Below are 18,430 nucleotides of genomic sequence, written 5' to 3'. Positions count from 1 at the left end.
ATCGTGCCGCCGGCGTCCGGATCAGACGCTTCAGACCTGCCGGAACGGGCTGCGCAGTCAAGCCCGAAAGGCGTCATTGCGGTGGTACAACGCACCGCGAAAACGGAACAATGACAGCTTCACATGACAGTGATGAAACTGGCTAGGGACAACCCTGTGGATAGGTGGTGGGCAGCCGGTGGGAATCCGGTGGATGCCGGGACCGCCCGCCGGGCAGCGACCCGAGGCTGCATGTGTCGGCCAGGCCGGAGCGGCGGCCGCAGGGAAACGCCGTTGCGCCCTTCTCCCGATCATTGCCGGCCAGCGGCCGGCACTACCGGAATCCCAGGGGGTCGTGCCGGCCGCTGGCCGGCAACGCACGCCCGCAGGCCCCTCACGCCCGGTGCGGGGTGCCCAGGTACTCGGCGCTCTGCATCTCGATCAGGCGCGAGGCGGTACGCTCGAACGCGCCCTGCAGGCGCTGGCCGGTGTACAGCTCCACCGGCGAGGTGCTGGCGGTGCAGACCAGGTTGACGTGGCGGTCGTACAGCTCGTCGATCAGGTTGACGAAGCGGCGCGCGGCATCTTCGTTGAGGCGATCGAACGCCGGAATGCCGCCCAGCAGCACCGTGTTGAACTCGTGCGCGATCTCGATGTAATCCGAGGGGCCGCGCGGGCCCTCGCACAACGCGGCGAAATCGAACCAGGCGATGCTCTTGCCACGGCCGCGGACCGGGATCTTGCGGCCCTCGATCTCGATGTTGCCGGTCTTGGCCGGCTGGCCGCCGCTCAGCTCGTTCCAGCGCGTGGCCAGCCATTCATCGCTGTCGGCAGCCAGCGGCGCGCGGTACACCGGCGAGCGGGTCAGCGCGCGCATCCGGTAATCCTCGGTGCCCTCGGCGTACAGCTCGACGCAGAAGCGCTGCAGCAGGCCGATGGCCGGCAGGAAGCTCTCGCGCTGCAGGCCGTTGAGGTACAGGTTCTCCACCGCGGTGTTGGAGGTGGTGACCAGGGTCACGCCTTCGGCAAACAGGCGCTCCAGCAGCCGCGCCAGCAGCATCGCGTCGCCGATGTCGGTGACGAAGAACTCGTCCAGCACCAGCACGCGCAGGTTGCTGCGCCATTCCTGGGCGATCTTCGCCAGCGGGTCGCTCTGGCCCTGGTGCTCGCGCAGGCGCTCGTGGACGCTGCGCATGAAGCGGTGGAAATGGGTGCGGTACTTCTGCTTGATCGGCAGCCCGTCGTAGAACAGGTCGACCAGGAAGGTCTTGCCGCGGCCGACGCCGCCCCAGAAGTACAGGCCCTTGACCGGCTCGGGCTTCTTCCAGAACGAGGACAGGCGGTCCAGCCAGCCGTCCTCGGCGCTGTCCAGCAGGCCCAGGTGGATGCGGTCCAGCTCGGCCAGCGCCGCATGCTGGGCCGGGTCGTTCTGCCAGTCACCACGGGCAACCCCTTCCGCGTACCGCTGCGACGGGGTCAGCTCGGTTGCACTCATGCCGCCGCGCCCAGCCAGTGCTTGACGCCGTGGGTCAGCGCGCCGCGCAGGTCGATCAGCTTGCGGTGGAAGAAATGGCTGGTCTCGGGCATGCGCACCAGCTCATGCGGGAAATCCAGCGTGTCCAGCCACTGGTAGACAGCCTGCGGGTCGACGATCTCGTCCTGCTCGCCCTGGATCACCAGCCAGCGGGCCGGCGGTGCGATGCCATCGAAGTCCCAGCGGCCGGCCGGCGGCGCGATCGAGATCAGCGCTTCCGGCTGCAGCTCGCCCGCAGCCTTCAGCGAAACGAACGAGCCGAAGCTGAAACCGGCCAGCCACAGGCGGTCGTCGGGGCGCTGGCTCTGCACCCAGGCAGCCACGGCCTTCAAGTCATCCTGCTCGCCCACGCCGTGGTCGAACTCACCGGCCGACGCGCCAACGCTGCGGAAGTTGAAGCGCACCGTGGCGATACCCAGCTCGCGCAGGGTGGTGGCGGTCATGGTGACCACCTTGTTGTGCAGGGTGCCGCCCTCGGTGGACAGCGGATGGCAGACGATGGCCACGATCGGCTGCACCGGCACATCGGCCTTGGGCAGGTCGACGACCACTTCCAGCGGGCCGGCCGGGCCGTCCAGTTCGAGGCAGGCGGTTTCGCCGGGGGCGACGGGGAACGAAGGCTTGTGCATGGCACCATGATACCGTCCCCTGCCCCTGCCCTGTGCCCGCCCCATGCTCTACCTGTCTTTGGCCGTGATCTGCAGTGTGCTGGTTTCGGTGTTGCTGAAGGTGGCCGGACGCCGCCAGCTGGATGTCGCGCAGATGGTCACCTGGAACTATCTGGTGGCCGCGACAATGACGGCGGTGGTGCTGCAGCCGCCGCTGGATGCACTGCGCGCACCGCATGCGCCGTGGCTGTCCTTGCTGGCACTGGCGGTGGTGCTGCCCTCGATCTTCCTGGTGCTGGGCCGCGCGGTCGCGGTGGCCGGCATCGTCCGCAGCGATGTGGCGCAGCGCTTGTCGCTGCTGCTGTCACTGGCGGCGGCCTTCCTGTTCTTCGGCCAGACCGCAACGCCGTGGAAGCTGGCCGGACTCGGCCTGGGCCTGCTGGCGATGGTGGCGATCAGCCTGCGCCCGCGCGGACCGGCGGTGGCGTCCTCACCCGGTGGCTGGGGCTGGCTGCTGGGCGTATGGGGCGGCTTCGCGGTGGTGGACGTGCTGCTCAAGCAGGTGGCGCTGTCCGGCACGCCGTCGATGGCGGCGGTACTGGCCAGTTTCAGCGTGGCCTTCGGGCTGATGCTGGCGCTGCAGCTGTGGCGGCATTTCAGTGACCGCAGCCGGTTGGCCTGGCGCAACCTCGGCGCCGGCGCGCTGCTGGGCCTGCTCAATGGCGGCAACATTCTTTTCTATGTGCATGCGCACCAGGCAATGCCGCAGAGCCCGGCCACCGTGTTCGCCGGCATGAACATCGGCGTGGTGGTGGTGGGTGCGCTGGTGGGCGTGTTCGCCTTCGGCGAGGCGACCACGAAGTGGAACCGCGCCGGCCTGGCGCTGGCGGTGCTGGCGATCGGGTTGATCGCCCGGGGGTGAGCGTTGGTTGCGGCGGGCCATTTCCGCGCCCGCGGTGGGATGTCACTTTTCTTTTCGCGCGAAAAGAAAAGTAACCAAAAGAAACGCGCCGCCAGCCGCGAGCCGGTGCTGTGCACCGGTACCCTGCGCTTCTCGATGAACCAGGGGACGGCGCCGAACTCGCTGCGCTCAAACATCGGCGCCTCTTCGCCCCTGATTCACCTGCGATGCTCGGCTCGCTTGAAGACGGACTGGAAGATCAAAAGCAACGGCAGGATCCGTGCCGATCAAGGTCCCTCCCAGAGCAGATCCCCGCCGAACCTTATCTGTCGAAACCCAACAACAGCGGGTCGTGGTCGGAGCTGCGCCACGGGCCCTGCACGTTGCGGCCCTGGTAGCCACTGGCGTCCTGTTCGTCGGCATTGCTGTGCCACTCGGCGGCACCGCGCAGGCGCTTGGCCATGCCCGGGCTCAGCAGCGCGTGGTCGAGGCGGCCGGTATAGCCGTTGTAGACGTAGCTGTAGGGATGCTCGATCTTGGCGACCTTGAACGCGTCCTGCCAGCCCAGGTCATGCAGGGTGCGGATCGGGTCTTCCATCGCGTAGGCATTGAAATCGCCGAGCAGCACCGCGTCCTTTGCACCGGTACCGGTCGGGTCGGTCTGCAGCCAGGCGTGCAGCTGCTGCGCCGAGGTCACGCGGGTGGCGTTCCAGCAGCCCTGGTTGTCGTTGTGGTCGGCGTCGGCACCGGCGGCGTCGCGGCAGCCCTTCGACTTGAAGTGGTTGGCCACCACCACGAACGGCGCGCCCTGCTTGCCCTGGAAGGCCTGCGCCAGCGGCACGCGGCTGTGCTCGACGAACGGGCCACCGGTCAGCGTGGCCGGCTTGCCCACCGGCTGCAGGCGCGCGCTGCGGTAGATGATGCCGACCCGGATCGGGTTGTCACCGGGGCCGTTGCCCGCGTCGACAAAGCGCCAGTCGCCCTGCGCGCCACGGTCGCGGTTGAGCGCATCGACCAGTTCGGCGATGGCCGACTGCGGGCCGTAGCCGTCGTTCTCCAGTTCCATCAGCGCGGCGACATCGGCGCCCAGCGCGTTGACCGTGGTGACCAGCTTGGCCACCTGCGCCTTGTGTTCCTCCAGCGTGCGTGCGCCGCGCAGGGTCGGGAAGCCACCGCCCTGGCCGTCGCCGTTGAAGAAGTTCTCCAGGTTGAAGGCCGCCACATGCAGGCTGCCCGGCACGGTCGGCACCGCCGGGCGCTTCAGCTCCGGCAGCTTCAGCGCGCCTTCGACCTGCAGGCGCGGATGGCCCTGCGCGTCCATGCGCACGATGCCCTGCACATCGCGCAGCTGCATGCCGGTGCGCAGCACCGGGTTGCCCGGCAGGTAAGCCACGCTGGCCGGGTCGCGGGCATCGCCGCCATCTTCCAGCACCAGGCGGCGGCGCTGGTTGTCGGCCATCACCTGCTCATAGCCGGCAGTGCCCGGCGTGGCCACTTCGGTCGGCTGCCAGAGGCGGCCATCGAAGGCCACGGTGAGCTGGCCGAAGCGCTCCAGGCCGTCGGTACCGGCCAGGGTCAGCGGTGCGGCGATGCGCACGCGCTGGCCATCCAGTGCACGCCAGTCGGCCGGCGCGGCGGTCAGCACCACGGTGGCGCTGCTGCGCGCAGCGGAGGGCGACGCGGCCGGTGCGGCCTGCGGCTGGGCCTGGGCAAAGGCACCGGCCGGCAGCAGCAGGGACAGGGCAAGGGCGAGGGAACGGCGGCGCATCGACGGGCGACTCCATGGAAGAGGCGCACAGACTAACCTTGAAATGCGAAACCCCAGCGACGCGCGCGGTTTTGGCCTTGGCCCGCAAAGCCGCCGGCGGCGGATGGAGAACGACCGCGGCGATTGGGGCGACCGGCGGGTAGAGTCGACTGTTAATCGACTATCGCGCGCAGCGCGGGCTTTTTCGGTGGCGTTGGGAAGAGCAGTCGACCAACAGTCGACTCTACCCCCTTCCCGCGGTTCCGCCATCCCGTTCGGCCGTTCCATGTTCCGCGGTTCCGCCATCCCGTTCGGCCGTTCCATGCTCCGCGGTTCCGCCATCCCGTTTGGCCGTTCCATGTTCCAACGTTTCCGCCGTTTCGCGGTTTGGCCGTTCCGGCGCCTACTTCAGGTTGCCCAGCATCCAGTCCACGGTGGCGTGGATCTGTTCCTCGGTCAGCGCCGGGTTGCCACCCTTGGGCGGCATGATGCCGCCATCCGGGCCGGTGTAGCCCTCGATGGCGTGCTTGTAGAGGGTGTCCTTGCCCTGCGCGATGCGCTTGTCCCAGTGCGAATGGTCCAGCGTCGGCGCCATGCCCACGCCGGTGGTGTGGCAAGCGGTGCACAGGTTGTCGAAGATGACCTTGCCGTCCTTGGTGCCGCCGTAGGCCACCTGCGAGGCGGCCTTGGCCAGCGCGGCGGCCTTGGCCGCAGCCTGCGCGGCGGCGCCGGTGCTGCCGGCATAGACCGCGCCGGTGGGCGAGATGCGCTGTTCGGTGCGCTTGGCCGCAGTCGGCGACACCTCGGGCGGAATCCGGGTGTGGATGTAGGCGGCTAGGAGGATGAGGCCGAGGGTGATGGTCGCCAGCAGCGCGATCACCATGGAGAAGCGTTTCAGGAACTCCAGATCGTAATTCCGCACTCTTCGTTACCCCTGGCTGATAGTCGTTGGACCACGGCTGAGCGACTGCGTGATGGACCGAGTATAGAACGCGCTTTGCGTGCGACAACAGGCGTCACCGCTGGTGCGGCGCAACATGCCGGGGGCTGGGGTCAGATCCCTTTTGCGGCGCAGAAGGGATCTGACCCCAGCAACAGAAGCCGGCCAGCGGCCGGCTCTACCACGTTACCGGGCGCCGATCGCGCGCAGGCAGAAGCTGCAGATCGCATCCACCAGCGCGTCTTCGTCGCGGTGCGCTTCGCGGCTGGGTGCGGTCGGGCCGACCATCGCCTCGGTGAAGGCGCCGACCAGGCAGGCGGCGGCCACATGCGCGTCCTGCGCCGGCAGCTCACCGGCGGCCACGCCCTCCTCCACCAGCCGCAGGAACACGTCGCCGAAGGCGCGACGACCACGCATGCGCTCAGCCTCCACGTCCGGATCGACCGGTTCGACGATGAAGGCATGCGCCAACCCCGGCCCGGCCAGGGCGCGGCGAACGAAGGCGGTGATCGCCAACCGCAGGCGCTCGCTGGCCACCTCCGGACCACTGGCGATGCGCTCCATGATCGCGACCTCGTGGGCCACCGCGGCGTTGAGCACCTCCACGAACAGCTCGGCCTTGGACGGGAAATGGCGATAGATCAGGCCGGTGGATACCCCCGCCTGGGTTGCCACGGCGGTCACCGGGGCGTTGCGCCAGCCGCCGGTGGCGACCAGCTCACGGGTGGCCAGCAGGATCCGTTCACGGGCCCCGGCCAGGCGTTCTTCCATCAGTGCAGAGCGTTTGTAGGCCATGTTTTGATTCTGGTTTCAATTTTTGAATTTGTATTCACTTCTTATCCGAACCCCGCTACGCTGGGTCCAATCGCCCGTGCGGGCAGCGGTCCTGCAGACCGCCGCCCGCTCCCCCGCCGGGTGCGTCCATTTCCTGCCATCCCGTCGTGGAGCCACCACAATGCACGTGCCATCCCTGAACTTCGACCTTGGCGAAGACATCGACCTGCTGCGCCAGAGCGTGGCCCATTTTGCCGCCGCCGAGGTCGCACCGCTGGCCGCCGAGGCCGATGCCAGCAACCAGTTCCCGCTGGCCCTGTGGCCGAAGCTGGGCGAACAGGGCCTGCTCGGCCTCACCGTGGAAGAAGCATACGGCGGCACCGGCATGGGCTACCTGGCCCACGTGGTGGCGATGGAAGAAATCTCGCGTGCCTCCGGCGGCATCGGCCTGTCCTATGGCGCGCACTCCAACCTGTGCGTGAACCAGCTGCGCAAGAACGGCAACGAAGAACAGAAGCAACGCTTCCTGCCCGGCCTGTGCGACGGCAGCCTGGTCGGCGCGCTGGCGATGAGCGAGCCTGGTGCCGGTTCGGACGTGGTGTCGATGAAGCTGCGCGCCGACAAGCGCGGCGACCGCTACGTGCTCAACGGCAACAAGATGTGGATCACCAACGGCCCGGATGCCGACGTGCTGGTGGTCTATGCCAAGACCGACATGGACGCCGGCGCCAAGGGCATCACCGCGTTCCTGGTCGAGAAGGGCATGAAGGGCTTTTCCACCGCGCAGAAGCTGGACAAGCTGGGCATGCGCTCCTCGCCCACCTGCGAGCTGGTGTTCCAGGACTGCGAAGTGCCGGAAGAAAACGTGCTGGGCCAGGTTGGCGGTGGCGTGCGCGTGCTGATGTCCGGCCTGGACTACGAGCGCGTGGTGCTGTCCGGCGGCCCGCTGGGGCTGATGGCCGCAGCGATGGACGTGGTGATGCCGTACGTGCACGAGCGCCACCAGTTCGGTGAGGCGATCGGCAGCTTCCAGCTGATCCAGGCCAAGATCGCCGACATGTACGTCGGCCTGGGCGCCTGCCGCGCCTACGTCTATGCCGTGGCGCGCGCCTGCGACCAGGGCCGCACCACCCGCCAGGACGCCGCCGGTGCCATCCTGTACGCCGCCGAGAAGGCGACCTGGCTGACCGGCCAGGCGATCCAGATCCTGGGCGGCAACGGCTACATCAACGAATACCCGACCGGCCGCTTGTGGCGCGACGCCAAGCTGTATGAAATCGGCGCCGGCACCTCGGAGATCCGCCGCATGCTGATCGGCCGCGAACTGTTCCAGCGCACCCTGTAAGGCCACCGCGATGACCGTCCTGAACAGCCAGCTGCAACCGGGCAGCGATACCTTTGAAGCCAACCGCGCGGCCATGCAGGCCGTGGTTGACGATCTGCACGCCACCCTGGCGCGCACCGCGCTGGGTGGCAGCGAGGCCGCGCGCGCCAAGCACACCGCACGCGGCAAGCTGCTGGTGCGTGACCGCATCGACGCCCTGCTCGACCCCGGTAGCGCCTTCCTCGAAATCGCGCCGCTGGCCGCGCATGGCATGTACGAAGACGCCGTGCCGGCCGCCGGCGTGGTGGCCGGCATCGGCCGGGTGAGCGGCGTGGAGTGCGTGATCGTGGCCAACGATGCCACGGTCAAGGGCGGCACCTACTATCCCATGACGGTGAAGAAGCACCTGCGCGCGCAGGAGATTGCCGAACAGAACCACCTGCCGTGCATCTACCTGGTCGATTCCGGCGGCGCGTTCCTGCCGCTGCAGGACGAAGTCTTCCCCGACCGCGACCATTTCGGCCGCATCTTCTACAACCAGGCCAACCTGTCGGCGCAGGGCATTCCGCAGATCGCCTGCGTGATGGGCAGCTGCACCGCCGGTGGCGCCTACGTGCCGGCGATGAGCGACGAGACGGTGATCGTGCGCGAGCAGGGCACGATCTTCCTCGGCGGCCCGCCGCTGGTGAAGGCGGCCACCGGTGAAGTAGTGACCGCCGAGGAACTGGGCGGCGCCGACGTGCACACCCGCATATCCGGCGTGGCCGACCACATGGCTGACAACGATCTGCAGGCACTGGCACGGGTGCGTGCGATCATCGCGCAGCTGAACTGGCGCAAGCCGGAACCGGCGATGGCGGTGCAGGCCAGCGAAGAACCGCTGCTGCCGGCACACGAACTGTACGGCGTGATCCCGGCCGATACGCGCAAGCCCTACGACGTGCGCGAAGTGATCGCGCGCCTGGTCGATGGCTCGCGCTTCGACGAATTCAAGCCGCGCTATGGCGCAACGCTGGTCACCGGTTTCGCCCATCTGAATGGCTACCCGATCGGCATCATCGCCAACAACGGCATCCTGTTCTCCGAGTCGGCGCTGAAGGGCGCGCACTTCATCGAGCTGTGCACCCAGCGCAACATTCCGCTGGTGTTCCTGCAGAACATCACCGGCTTCATGGTCGGCCGCAAGTACGAACAGGGCGGCATCGCCAAGGACGGCGCCAAGCTGGTGATGGCGGTGGCCTGCGCCAAGGTTCCCAAGTTCACCGTGGTGATCGGCGGTTCGTTCGGCGCCGGCAACTACGGCATGTGCGGCCGCGCGTACTCGCCGAACTTCCTGTGGATGTGGCCGAACGCACGCATCGGCGTGATGGGCGGCGAGCAGGCCGCCAGCGTGCTGGCCACGGTCAAGCGCGATGGCATCGAAGCCAAGGGCGGCCAGTGGCCGGCTGCGGAGGAAGACGCGTTCAAGGCGCCGATCCGCGACCAGTTCGAGCAGCAGGGCCACCCGTACTACGCCAGCGCGCGCCTGTGGGACGACGGCGTGATCGATCCGGCCGACACCCGCCGGATGCTGGCCCTGGCGCTGTCGGCCAGCCTCAACGCCGCCCCGCAGCAGACGCGCTTCGGCGTGTTCCGCATGTAATCCATGCCATGACCGAGCACGCTCCCATGAAGCCCGTTGCCATGTTCACCAAAGTCCTGATCGCCAACCGTGGCGAAATCGCCTGTCGCGTCATCGCCACCTGCCGCCGCCTCGGCATCGCCACCGTGGCGGTGTATTCCGATGCCGACCGCAACGCGCGTCACGTGCGCCTGGCCGACGAAGCCATCCGCATTGGTCCGGCCGCCGCGCGTGAGAGCTACCTGCGCGGCGATGCGCTGCTCGACGCGGCACGCGCGACCGGCGCGCAGGCCATCCACCCCGGCTACGGCTTCCTGTCCGAGAATGCCGACTTCGCCGATGCCTGCGCCGCCGCCGGCATCACCTTCATCGGGCCGCCGGCCAGCGCGATCCGCGCGATGGGCGACAAGAGCGCGGCCAAGGCGCTGATGGCCAAGGCCGGCGTACCGCTGACCCCGGGCTACCACGGCGACCAGCAGGCACCGGACTTCCTGCGCACGCAGGCCGACGCCATCGGCTACCCGGTACTGATCAAGGCCAGCGCCGGTGGCGGTGGCAAGGGCATGCGCAAGGTCGAGCGCAGCGAGGACTTCGTCGATGCGCTGGCCAGCTGCCAGCGCGAGGCGGCCTCGGCGTTCGGCAACGACCACGTTCTGGTCGAGAAGTATGTCGAGCGCCCGCGCCATATCGAGATCCAGGTATTCGGCGACAGCCACGGTGACGCGGTGTACCTGTTCGAGCGCGACTGCTCGGTGCAGCGCCGCCACCAGAAGGTGCTGGAAGAAGCGCCGGCCCCGGGCATGAGCGCGGAACGTCGTGCTGCGATGGGCAAGGCGGCGGTCGATGCCGCGCGCGCGGTGGGGTATGAAGGTGCGGGCACGGTGGAGTTCATCGCCGGCCCGGACGGCGATTTCTACTTCATGGAAATGAACACCCGCCTGCAGGTCGAGCACCCGGTCACCGAGTACATCACCGGTACCGACCTGGTGGAATGGCAGCTGCGCGTGGCCTCGGGCCAGCCGCTGCCGCTGCGCCAGGAGCAGCTGGCCATCCACGGCCACGCGATCGAAGCGCGCCTGTATGCCGAAGATGCCGACCGTGGCTTCCTGCCCTCCACCGGCACCCTGCGCCGCCTGCGCCTGCCAATCCCGTCGGCCCATGTGCGCGTGGATACCGGCGTGGAGGAAGGCGACAGCATCACCCCGTACTACGACCCGATGATCGCCAAGCTGATCGTCTGGGACGTGGACCGCGACGCCGCGCTGCGCCGCATGAGCCAGGCGCTGGCCGGCTGCCAGGTGGTGGGCGTGACCACCAATGCCGGCTTCCTGCGCCGGCTGGTGAACACCGATTCGTTCGCGCACGCCAAGCTGGATACCGCGCTGATCGAACGCGAACAGGCGGCATTGAGTGCAGTGGGCGACACGGATGATGCCCTGTGGCAGCTGGCCGCCGTGGCCGCGGTTGCTGGCACTGCCGGTGCCAGCACCGACGCGCGCGACCCGCATTCGCCATGGCAGGCCCAGGATGGCTGGCGCCTCGGCGCATCGGCACCGCGCGTGCTGCCGCTGCAGCAGGGCGAACGCAAGCACACGCTCAAAGTGTGGGCACAGGCCGATGGCTGGCGCGTGCAGCGCGATGACGCCGCGCCGGTTCAGGTGATCGGCACAGCCGATGCGCAGCATCTTACCGTGCAGCTGGGCGAACGCCGCTGGTCGCTGCAGCTGCTGCGCGACGGTGACCAGCTGTACCTGTTCGGCGCCGACGGCCAGCACCGCTTCACCCTGCACGATCCGGTGGGCGAATCGGACCACGCCGTGGCGGATGCCGGCAGTCTGCTGGCGCCGATGCCGGGCAAGATCGTCGCGACACTGGTCGCGGCCGGCACCGAGGTCAAGCGCGGCACGCCGCTGGTGGTGCTGGAAGCGATGAAGATGGAGCACACCCTGCAGGCACCGGCGGATGGGACGGTGAAGGGCTATCGCGCCAAGGCCGGCGACCAGGTGGGTGATGGCGCGGTACTGGTGGACTTCGAAGCGGCGTGATGCAGCAGAGGCCGCGCGGGGTCAGCCCGCGCGGTCTTCAAGGTTCCAGATCGTGCCTGCAGGGTCCAGCTCGGTCGTGGTCATGGTCGCGGCGCGCCAGCCGAAGCCGCACACAGCGAGCACGCCATCGGTGACGGGATCCAAGGAAAGGGCACGCTCGATTGCTTTCTCGTTGATTGCCGCAGTGATGAACGCACCCAGGCCATCGTCGGTCGCGGCCAGATACAGTGTCTGGGACAGATGGCCCGCCTCAAGGGCGATGACGCGGTAGCTTTTCGCGTGCTGGCGATACTTCCAGAATGTACGGTCGAAGCGCGGCGCCAGGATCACCAGCACGTGCGCATCGGCAAACCAGTGCTGCTGGCCCACAACATCCATCACGAAGTCACGGTCCACCTCGCTGTCCGAGGCCACCGGCTCCAGCACATGGGTATCGCCGCGATAGTGGTACAGGCCCGCCGGCAGCCCTTCGACGTGCTGCACCACCAGATAGGCCTCGATGGGATGCAGCCCGCCACCGGAGGGCACGTTCTTCTTCATGAACACCAGGTCCTCGCCGACACGGTGTTCTCCGGTACTGCCGAAGGTCCGCTGCAACATCCGCGCCAGCATCGGCAGCGGCAGCGGTCGCTGCCAGTCGAAGTTGCGACAGGTTGCGCGACGGGCCAGCAGCGTGTCGAAGGCTGCCGGCTCGGCCCTGGGCAGCGCAATGGCGCCTTCGCTGCAACGTGACACCGTGGTCGCAGGCGGCGCTCCCAGTGTTTCACGCATCTGCACGGCCGTCTCGGTCCTGGACGCGCGCATGTTGCCGACGGCATCCACCCCATCCCAGCGCGAGAATGCGTGCAGCACGGCAGCAAGCGGGTGCCAGTAGGTCGAGCGCAATGCCTCGTCGGCAATCGACGCTGCATCCGTCGCGCTGCCCTGGACAAACACCAGCCCTGCCTGCTGCAGGGGCGACACCATGCCCGCCTCCTCGCTGTCCACCGCGACCTCCTGCCATGCGCTGGGGCTGAGCCGACCCAGCCAGGCCTGCTGCCTGGCATCCAGTTCGACCGGTTCGGGCAAGTGCGGCGCGAGCGCAAGCCAGGCCTGCCTGCGACGAAGCCCATCACCGCCCTGCATCAGGCCCTGCAGGTCGAACGTTGCCGTTTCCCGCAGCTCCATCATCAGTACCGAACAGCGCCTGACCTGCATGTTCTTTCCTTTGGATATTCCTGCCACGTTATCGAGCGATACCGCGATTCCTTGATGGCAGCGCGGCGGTCACTCAAGAAGCGCTCCCCTGCGCCGACATCAAGGTTCCATATCGACGTTTCCGGACCCCACCATGCCCACCCTGCAGCTGGAACCTGCCGTCGCGCAGAATCTTGTGAACCTGCTCGCCACCGATGACGCATTCCGCGGCCGTTTCACCCAGTCGCCGGAGGCGGCGTTGCTGGAAGCCGGCCACGTTCCTGCAGATCCGGCCGAGCTGAGCCAGTTCGTCGCCATGTGCTGTGCCTCCATCGAGCTGGCGGACAAAGCCGTCATCGAGCAGGCACACGCGCAGATCGTCGCGATGCTGTCCAGTGGAACGGCCTACACCGTGCCAATGCTCGAGAACGGCAACACAGGTAATTCCCCGCGTACGCTCCGCTGAGAACCGCTCACCCTTCGGGCCTGGTCTCCGCTGCGGGCAAAGGCCGGGCAGCCTCGCGCACATCCAGCACGTTCATCGCCTGCAGGCAGTAACTGCATTCGATCTCTGCGTACGCAAGGCCGGGGTTGGAGGCCAGCCAACGCTTCTGGTCGAGCATCTGGGCATCCAAGCCCGCATCGCGGGCCGCCTTCATCGCCGCGACCCGCGATTGCACCCGCGAGCGAGCACCCAGATAGGGTTCGAGCAGCTGGAGTGCCTGCAGCGGTTTACCTGATGCGCGCAGCCTCTCCGCGCCCAGCACAGCATCGAATTCGCGGATGACGGCGCTTTCCGGCTTTCTCTGCAACGAAGCCCAGCGACGCTCGACCTGCCTGGCGTAGCGGGCGTCCCCCATGCGCAACCCTACAAGTGCCGCGGCCTGGGCGGTGACGATACGATCAACGGCATCGACCACGGGAACTGATTCGATGCCTTCGAATGTCCGGTGGATCGCCTCATCCAGCAGCGGTCCGACGCTTGAATGCTGGCCCGCCTGCAATCGCGCGACGGCCAGGGGAACATAGAAGTTGAAGCGGTCAACACCGGGCATGGCGTAGCTCCGCTGCATGCCGCGCTCGGCATTCCACAGCGCGGCCTGGATGTCACCCTTGTCCAGCTGGACGGAAATGCGGATGTTGTCGGCGTGATAGTCGCTGGCGTCGATCTTCTGCAACAAGCCCAGGGACCGTGCCAGGTCGCCTCGCGCCGCTGCAACGGTCGCCTGTCGCATCAGTGCTCCCTGCCAGCCGCTGGCCGCTGCAACGGAAAGCGCGCGGTCTGCTTCATCGAACCGCCCCATTGCCAGCAGGATGCGGCCGTACTGATCCTGGCCAACGCCCAATAGATCGACCTGGCTCATCGCAACGCGTTGCGCCAGCGGCAGTGCTTCGCTGAAACGGTTCTCGCAATAGAGGCTGATCGCAGCATTGTTCGCAGCCGGCAGATAGTCTGGATACAACTCGGCCATCTGCATCCATCCATCGGTTGCGCGGTCCGGGTCGCCCAGATGAAGGGTCCAGTTGCGCACGTAGAGCGCTTCACGTGTGGTCAGATGCCGGGACCATCGCTGTGCCTTCTTCAACACGCTGGCGGCACGGGAGAAATCCGCATCCGCGAAATGGCTGCGAGTCTGTCCCAGCCATGCCAGTGCGAATTCTGGATCGATTTCCGTGGCCTGCTGGTAAAACGCCAATGCTCCCTTGTAGTCACCGCGCACGTAGCGCTTCTGGCCCAAGGCAAACGCACGCAACGCATCCATGCTGCCCGTGGTCACCTCCGGCAGGGATTGGCTGTCGCGCTGGATCAATGCGGGCTCTTCGCCCAGGCGATCGCGCAGCTGGCGCGAAACATCGTCCACCGCCGCCAGTACCGCACCCGCCTTCGCATCGGCGGATACCACGGCCAGGGTGCGCAGCGTCGACGGCTCGACCACCTCCACGCTGAAGCGGGTTCGGCCGCCGACATCGGTCGCCGATGGCACGAACACCAGGCGGGCGCCCGTGCGCACCGCCACAGCGGCGGCATCGCCACGTTCGCGGACGCCGCGATCCGGCGGTTTCCGCATCATCTCAAGGGTGCGGCCGACGCGGTCGTCACTGACGACGTTGACGTAGCGGGACTGCTCGAGACTGATCCGGAACGCCTGGTCCAGGGCGTCATCGAGCAGTCGATTGCCGGTGAGGTTATGCAGCCCGCCGAGCACCACCCAGTCGCGTTCGGCGAACGCGATGGCCGGCTGTGGCCGGGTCAGCAACCAGACGCCAAGCACCGCGGCCAGCAGTACGGCGGCCTGCGCCGCCATCGCCAGCGGACGGCGCCACAACGGAAGATCACGCCGGGCCTTGGCCGTGTGCCGCAGCCGCCCCGGCGTGGGCATGCCCGCCGCCTGCACGCCGTAGACTTCGGCTGGCTGGCTCACGCCCTTGAAGCGCCATCGCCCGAACGATCGCCATTGCAGGCCTTCAGCCATCGCGCCCAGCGACCCACTGGAGCGACGCACGATGGATTCGGCCACCGCCGAAAGCAGGATCTGGCCCGGACGTGCCAACTGCATCAGGCGCGCCGCCGTCGGCTTGGCCAGGCCTTCGACTTCAATCGCCTTGGCGCCAGCCCGCACTGCCTCGGCGCTGTTCTCCCAGGTCAGCACATCGCCCACATGCAGACCGGCCCGCGCCTGCAGATGGATCTCGTGTCTCTGCCCCAGCGGCTGCAGCCCACGCTGGTAATCCAATGCGAAGCCAAGCGCGTCGATCGGGCGCTCGAACAGCATGAACAGCCCGTCGGAGCGATCGATCAGCTGGCCGTTCCAGCGCTGCTGCAGCGCCAGCACCAGCCGGTCGTGTTCCTGGAACAGTTCGGCGGCAGCGACATCGCCGATGCGTTCGACCAGCAGCAGCGAGTCACACAGGTCGGTGAACAGCAGGGCGCGCAGTTGCTGGTTGTGCGGCGCCGACGTTCCGTTGTCGCCATTCATCGCCTCTGTCTCCCGATCTAGGGTGAGTCCACTGCGTCTGCCCAACGCAGGCAGTTGCCACCATCACGCTTGGCCTGGTACAGCGCACGATCCGCGCTGGCGTACCACTCGCTCCAGCCCGCATCCGGGTCCAGCAGGCTGGCACCGATGCTGACCAGGCTGACGTGCGGCGTGCCGTGGCTGCGCTCGAGCAGGCCGTGTACCGCGCTGAGGATGAACTCTGCCGCGTGCTGCACGATCTCGTGGTTGCCACGACGCAGGATCAGGCAGAACTCGTCACCGCCGAGCCGGCAGGCCAGGTCCTGCTCACCGGCCATCGAGCGCAGGATGTTGCCCATGCTCTGCAGCACGCGATCGCCGGCCTGGTGGCCATGGCGGTCATTGATCTGCTTGAAGCGGTCGCAGTCGATGAGCAGCAGCGCCTGCGGCAGCCCACTGCCATCGGCGCGGCATTCCTGCAGGTACAGGGTGAGGCCACGGCGGTTGTGCAGCCCGGTCAGTTCATCGGTACGCACCAGTTCACGGGTGTGGGTCAGCTGGTGGGTAGTGATGTACAGATTGTCCAGCGCGGTTTCCAGATCATGGTTGCGCCGGCGCAGCTGGCTGATCAGCGCCTGTTCGTTGGTCAGCACGCGCATGATCGTGCGGCGCAGGAAGTAGGCGACCAGGCCCGGATCGGATTCCACCAGACGATGGAAGTCGGCGGGCCCCAGCTCAAGCACCTCGCAGTCCACCAGGGCGCGCGCACTGGCGCTGCGCGGGTGATCACCCACCAGCAGGCCCAGCTCACCGAAGAACTCCTGCTGCCCGAGGGTCTTGATCACCAGGTCCTCGCCGAAATCCAGTTCGATCTGGCCTTCCAGGATCACGTACATGCGCTCGCCACGGTGGCCACGCTGGAACAGCCACTGCCCGGCATGAAGCTTGCGTGGACGGGCAAATCTGGCGAACAATGCGACCTCGGCATCGGACAGCAGCGCATGCACGATCTCGGCCATCGCCACCCGGGCGATACCTGACGTCACATCACTGTTCTCGGCCGCACCCCTGCCGGTCATTCCCTGCACCCGCCGCCAGCGTCCCCTGGTGAGCCGCGGAGCATAGCACCGCTTTAAAATGTGCGCCCTATCTCATTTTGAGCCTTGTAGTCCGCTTTCCCGATGTGAAGGCGCACGGTGGCCGTTCTGCCCGCCACGGTCCAGGGAAAAGTCGTTCCGGATCAATCTGATGGCCACCTTCACAGGGTTTCGGCCAAGTTGCCGGACTGTGGGGTGCGCTGGATTGACGCTGCATGCGTTCATCGCGTTTCCATCGATACAACAACGCCGGCAAGTCCCCCGACCGGCCGGCGTTGCCTGGCCCTTCCCTGGCCACCCTGATCGGATTCGCGACCCCGGTAGAGCCGGCCGCTGGCCGGCTTCTCCGTAGTGCCCGAAGGCGCACGTGGGTGCCGGCCAGCGGCCGGCACTACCGCATCACGCGGCGCGTTCGCTGCGCCCGCCGTGGAACTGCTCTTCTTCGGTCGAGCCGGTCAACGCGGTGGTCGAGGACTGGCCCTGCTGGATCGCCTGAGTCACGGCATCGAAGTAGCCGGTGCCAACCTCGCGCTGGTGCTTGACCGCGGTGAAACCACGCTCGGCGGCTTCGAACTCGGCTTCCTGCAGTTCCACGAACGCGCTCATCTGGCGGCGTGCGTAGCCGTGGGCCAGATTGAACATGCCGTAGTTCAGCGCGTGGAAGCCGGCCAGGGTGATGAACTGGAACTTGTAGCCATAGCTGCCCAGCTCACGCTGGAACTTGGCGATGGTGGCGTCGTCCAGGTTCTTCTTCCAGTTGAAGCTGGGCGAGCAGTTGTAGGCCAGCAGCTTGCCCGGGAACTTCGCATGGATCGCCTCGGCGAACCTGCGTGCGAATTCCAGGTCCGGCTTGCCGGTCTCGCACCACACCAGGTCGGCGTAGGGCGCGTAGGCCAGGCCACGGCTGATCGCCTGGTCCAGGCCATTGCGGGTCTTGTAGAAGCCCTCGACGGTGCGCTCGCCGGTGGTGAACGGGCGGTCGTTGCCGTCGATGTCACTGGTCAGCAGATCCGCGGCCTCGGCATCGGTGCGCGCGACCAGCAGGGTCGGCACGCCCAGCACGTCGGCGGCCAGGCGTGCGGCGTTGAGCTTCTCGATGGCCTCGCGGGTCGGCACCAGCACCTTGCCGCCCATGTGGCCGCACTTCTTCACCGACGCCAGCTGGTCTTCGAAATGCACGCCGGCGGCGCCGGCCTCGATCATCGCCTTCATCAGTTCGAAGGCGTTGAGTACGCCGCCGAAACCGGCTTCTGCGTCGGCCACGATGGGCTGCAGGAAGTCGATGTCATCCTTGCCTTCGGCGTGGTGCAGCTGATCGGCACGCAGCAGCGTGTTGTTGATGCGCTTGACCACTGCCGGCACCGAATCGGCCGGGTACAGCGACTGGTCCGGATACATCTGCCCGGCCAGGTTGGCGTCGGCCGCCACCTGCCAACCGGACAGGTAGATCGCCTTCAGGCCGGCCTTGACCTGCTGCATGGCCTGGTTGCCGGTCAGTGCACCCAGCGCGTTGACGAACTCGCGCTCATGCAGCGAGGCCCACAGCTTCTCCGCACCCAGGCGGGCCAGTGAATGCTCGATGTGGACGGTGCCGCGCAGGCGCACCACGTCGGCGGCGCTGTAGTTGCGCTGGATGCCTTCCCAACGCGGGTTGGTATCCCAGTCGTGCTGGATCTGTTCGGCAGTGGGCAGCTTGCTCATGTCTTTCTCCAGTTCGGTTCGTGCGT

The 18,430-nt window shown here is 67.4% G+C and carries 14 protein-coding genes; 5 read left to right on the top strand and 9 right to left on the bottom strand.

The window, feature by feature from the left end:
- Positions 1–373: 373 nt before the first annotated feature.
- Complete coding sequence (zapE, locus tag AC5P99_RS09570) at positions 374–1,474, bottom strand: cell division protein ZapE (protein ID WP_049449359.1); 1,101 nt, start codon at positions 1,472–1,474, stop codon at positions 374–376.
- Positions 1,471–2,142 (bottom strand): alpha/beta hydrolase, encoded by a 672-nt coding sequence (locus AC5P99_RS09565; RefSeq protein ID WP_049449357.1) that lies wholly within the window; start codon positions 2,140–2,142, stop codon positions 1,471–1,473. Before AC5P99_RS09565 ends, zapE begins: the two co-directional genes overlap by 4 nt.
- A gap of 43 nt (positions 2,143–2,185) precedes the next feature.
- Between AC5P99_RS09565 and AC5P99_RS09560 the strand changes: the two genes are divergently transcribed.
- Complete coding sequence (locus AC5P99_RS09560) at positions 2,186–3,043, top strand: EamA family transporter (protein WP_495213077.1); 858 nt, start codon at positions 2,186–2,188, stop codon at positions 3,041–3,043.
- Between the two features lie 301 nt (positions 3,044–3,344).
- On the opposite strand, the gene AC5P99_RS09555 is transcribed toward AC5P99_RS09560, so the two are convergent.
- From AC5P99_RS09555 to AC5P99_RS09545, 3 genes are all read right to left on the bottom strand, one after another.
- Positions 3,345–4,790 (bottom strand): ExeM/NucH family extracellular endonuclease, encoded by a 1,446-nt coding sequence (locus AC5P99_RS09555; RefSeq protein WP_099604898.1) that lies wholly within the window; start codon positions 4,788–4,790, stop codon positions 3,345–3,347.
- Between the two features lie 382 nt (positions 4,791–5,172).
- Positions 5,173–5,691 carry a c-type cytochrome gene (locus tag AC5P99_RS09550; RefSeq protein ID WP_005407662.1) on the bottom strand — a complete coding sequence of 173 codons (519 nt, stop codon included), beginning with the start codon at positions 5,689–5,691 and terminating at the stop codon, positions 5,173–5,175.
- A 204-nt stretch (positions 5,692–5,895) separates the two neighbouring features.
- A complete protein-coding gene (locus AC5P99_RS09545) occupies positions 5,896–6,504 on the bottom strand; it encodes a TetR/AcrR family transcriptional regulator (protein WP_005407661.1) in 609 nt (202 codons plus the stop codon).
- A gap of 160 nt (positions 6,505–6,664) precedes the next feature.
- Here AC5P99_RS09545 and AC5P99_RS09540 point away from each other — a divergent pair, with 160 nt between their 5' ends.
- The 3 genes from AC5P99_RS09540 to AC5P99_RS09530 are packed head-to-tail and all read left to right on the top strand — an operon-like array spanning position 6,665 to position 11,473.
- Entirely contained in the window at positions 6,665–7,828 is a 1,164-nt protein-coding gene (locus tag AC5P99_RS09540; RefSeq protein ID WP_005407660.1) for an isovaleryl-CoA dehydrogenase, read from the top strand.
- Between the two features lie 10 nt (positions 7,829–7,838).
- Positions 7,839–9,449 carry a carboxyl transferase domain-containing protein gene (locus tag AC5P99_RS09535; protein WP_099606037.1) on the top strand — a complete coding sequence of 537 codons (1,611 nt, stop codon included), beginning with the start codon at positions 7,839–7,841 and terminating at the stop codon, positions 9,447–9,449.
- A gap of 8 nt (positions 9,450–9,457) precedes the next feature.
- Positions 9,458–11,473, top strand: a complete 2,016-nt coding sequence (locus AC5P99_RS09530) for an acetyl/propionyl/methylcrotonyl-CoA carboxylase subunit alpha (protein WP_495213076.1) — start codon at positions 9,458–9,460, stop codon at positions 11,471–11,473.
- Positions 11,474–11,494: 21 nt separating this feature from the next.
- Here AC5P99_RS09530 and AC5P99_RS09525 read toward each other — a convergent pair whose 3' ends face one another.
- Complete coding sequence (locus AC5P99_RS09525) at positions 11,495–12,670, bottom strand: putative peptide maturation dehydrogenase (protein ID WP_088430670.1); 1,176 nt, start codon at positions 12,668–12,670, stop codon at positions 11,495–11,497.
- Between the two features lie 133 nt (positions 12,671–12,803).
- Here AC5P99_RS09525 and AC5P99_RS09520 point away from each other — a divergent pair, with 133 nt between their 5' ends.
- Positions 12,804–13,115, top strand: a complete 312-nt coding sequence (locus tag AC5P99_RS09520; protein ID WP_049452942.1) for an NHLP-related RiPP peptide — start codon at positions 12,804–12,806, stop codon at positions 13,113–13,115.
- Positions 13,116–13,122: 7 nt separating this feature from the next.
- Here AC5P99_RS09520 and AC5P99_RS09515 read toward each other — a convergent pair whose 3' ends face one another.
- The 3 genes from AC5P99_RS09515 to aceA all read right to left on the bottom strand — a co-directional run bounded on the left by AC5P99_RS09515 (position 13,123) and on the right by aceA (position 18,404).
- Complete coding sequence (locus AC5P99_RS09515) at positions 13,123–15,627, bottom strand: putative peptide modification system cyclase (RefSeq protein ID WP_231522690.1); 2,505 nt, start codon at positions 15,625–15,627, stop codon at positions 13,123–13,125.
- A gap of 17 nt (positions 15,628–15,644) precedes the next feature.
- On the bottom strand, positions 15,645–16,685 hold the full coding sequence (locus AC5P99_RS09510; protein ID WP_024956231.1) for a GGDEF domain-containing protein: 1,041 nt from the start codon (positions 16,683–16,685) through the stop codon (positions 15,645–15,647).
- Between the two features lie 417 nt (positions 16,686–17,102).
- Positions 17,103–18,404, bottom strand: a complete 1,302-nt coding sequence (gene aceA, locus AC5P99_RS09505; protein ID WP_005407653.1) for an isocitrate lyase — start codon at positions 18,402–18,404, stop codon at positions 17,103–17,105.
- Positions 18,405–18,430 lie beyond the last annotated feature (26 nt).

It is taken from the genome of Stenotrophomonas sp. YJH_SMC_80 (assembly GCF_059372495.1).
Note: the sequence above shows the minus strand (reverse complement) of the source record. Positions and strands in the feature narration are given on the sequence as shown.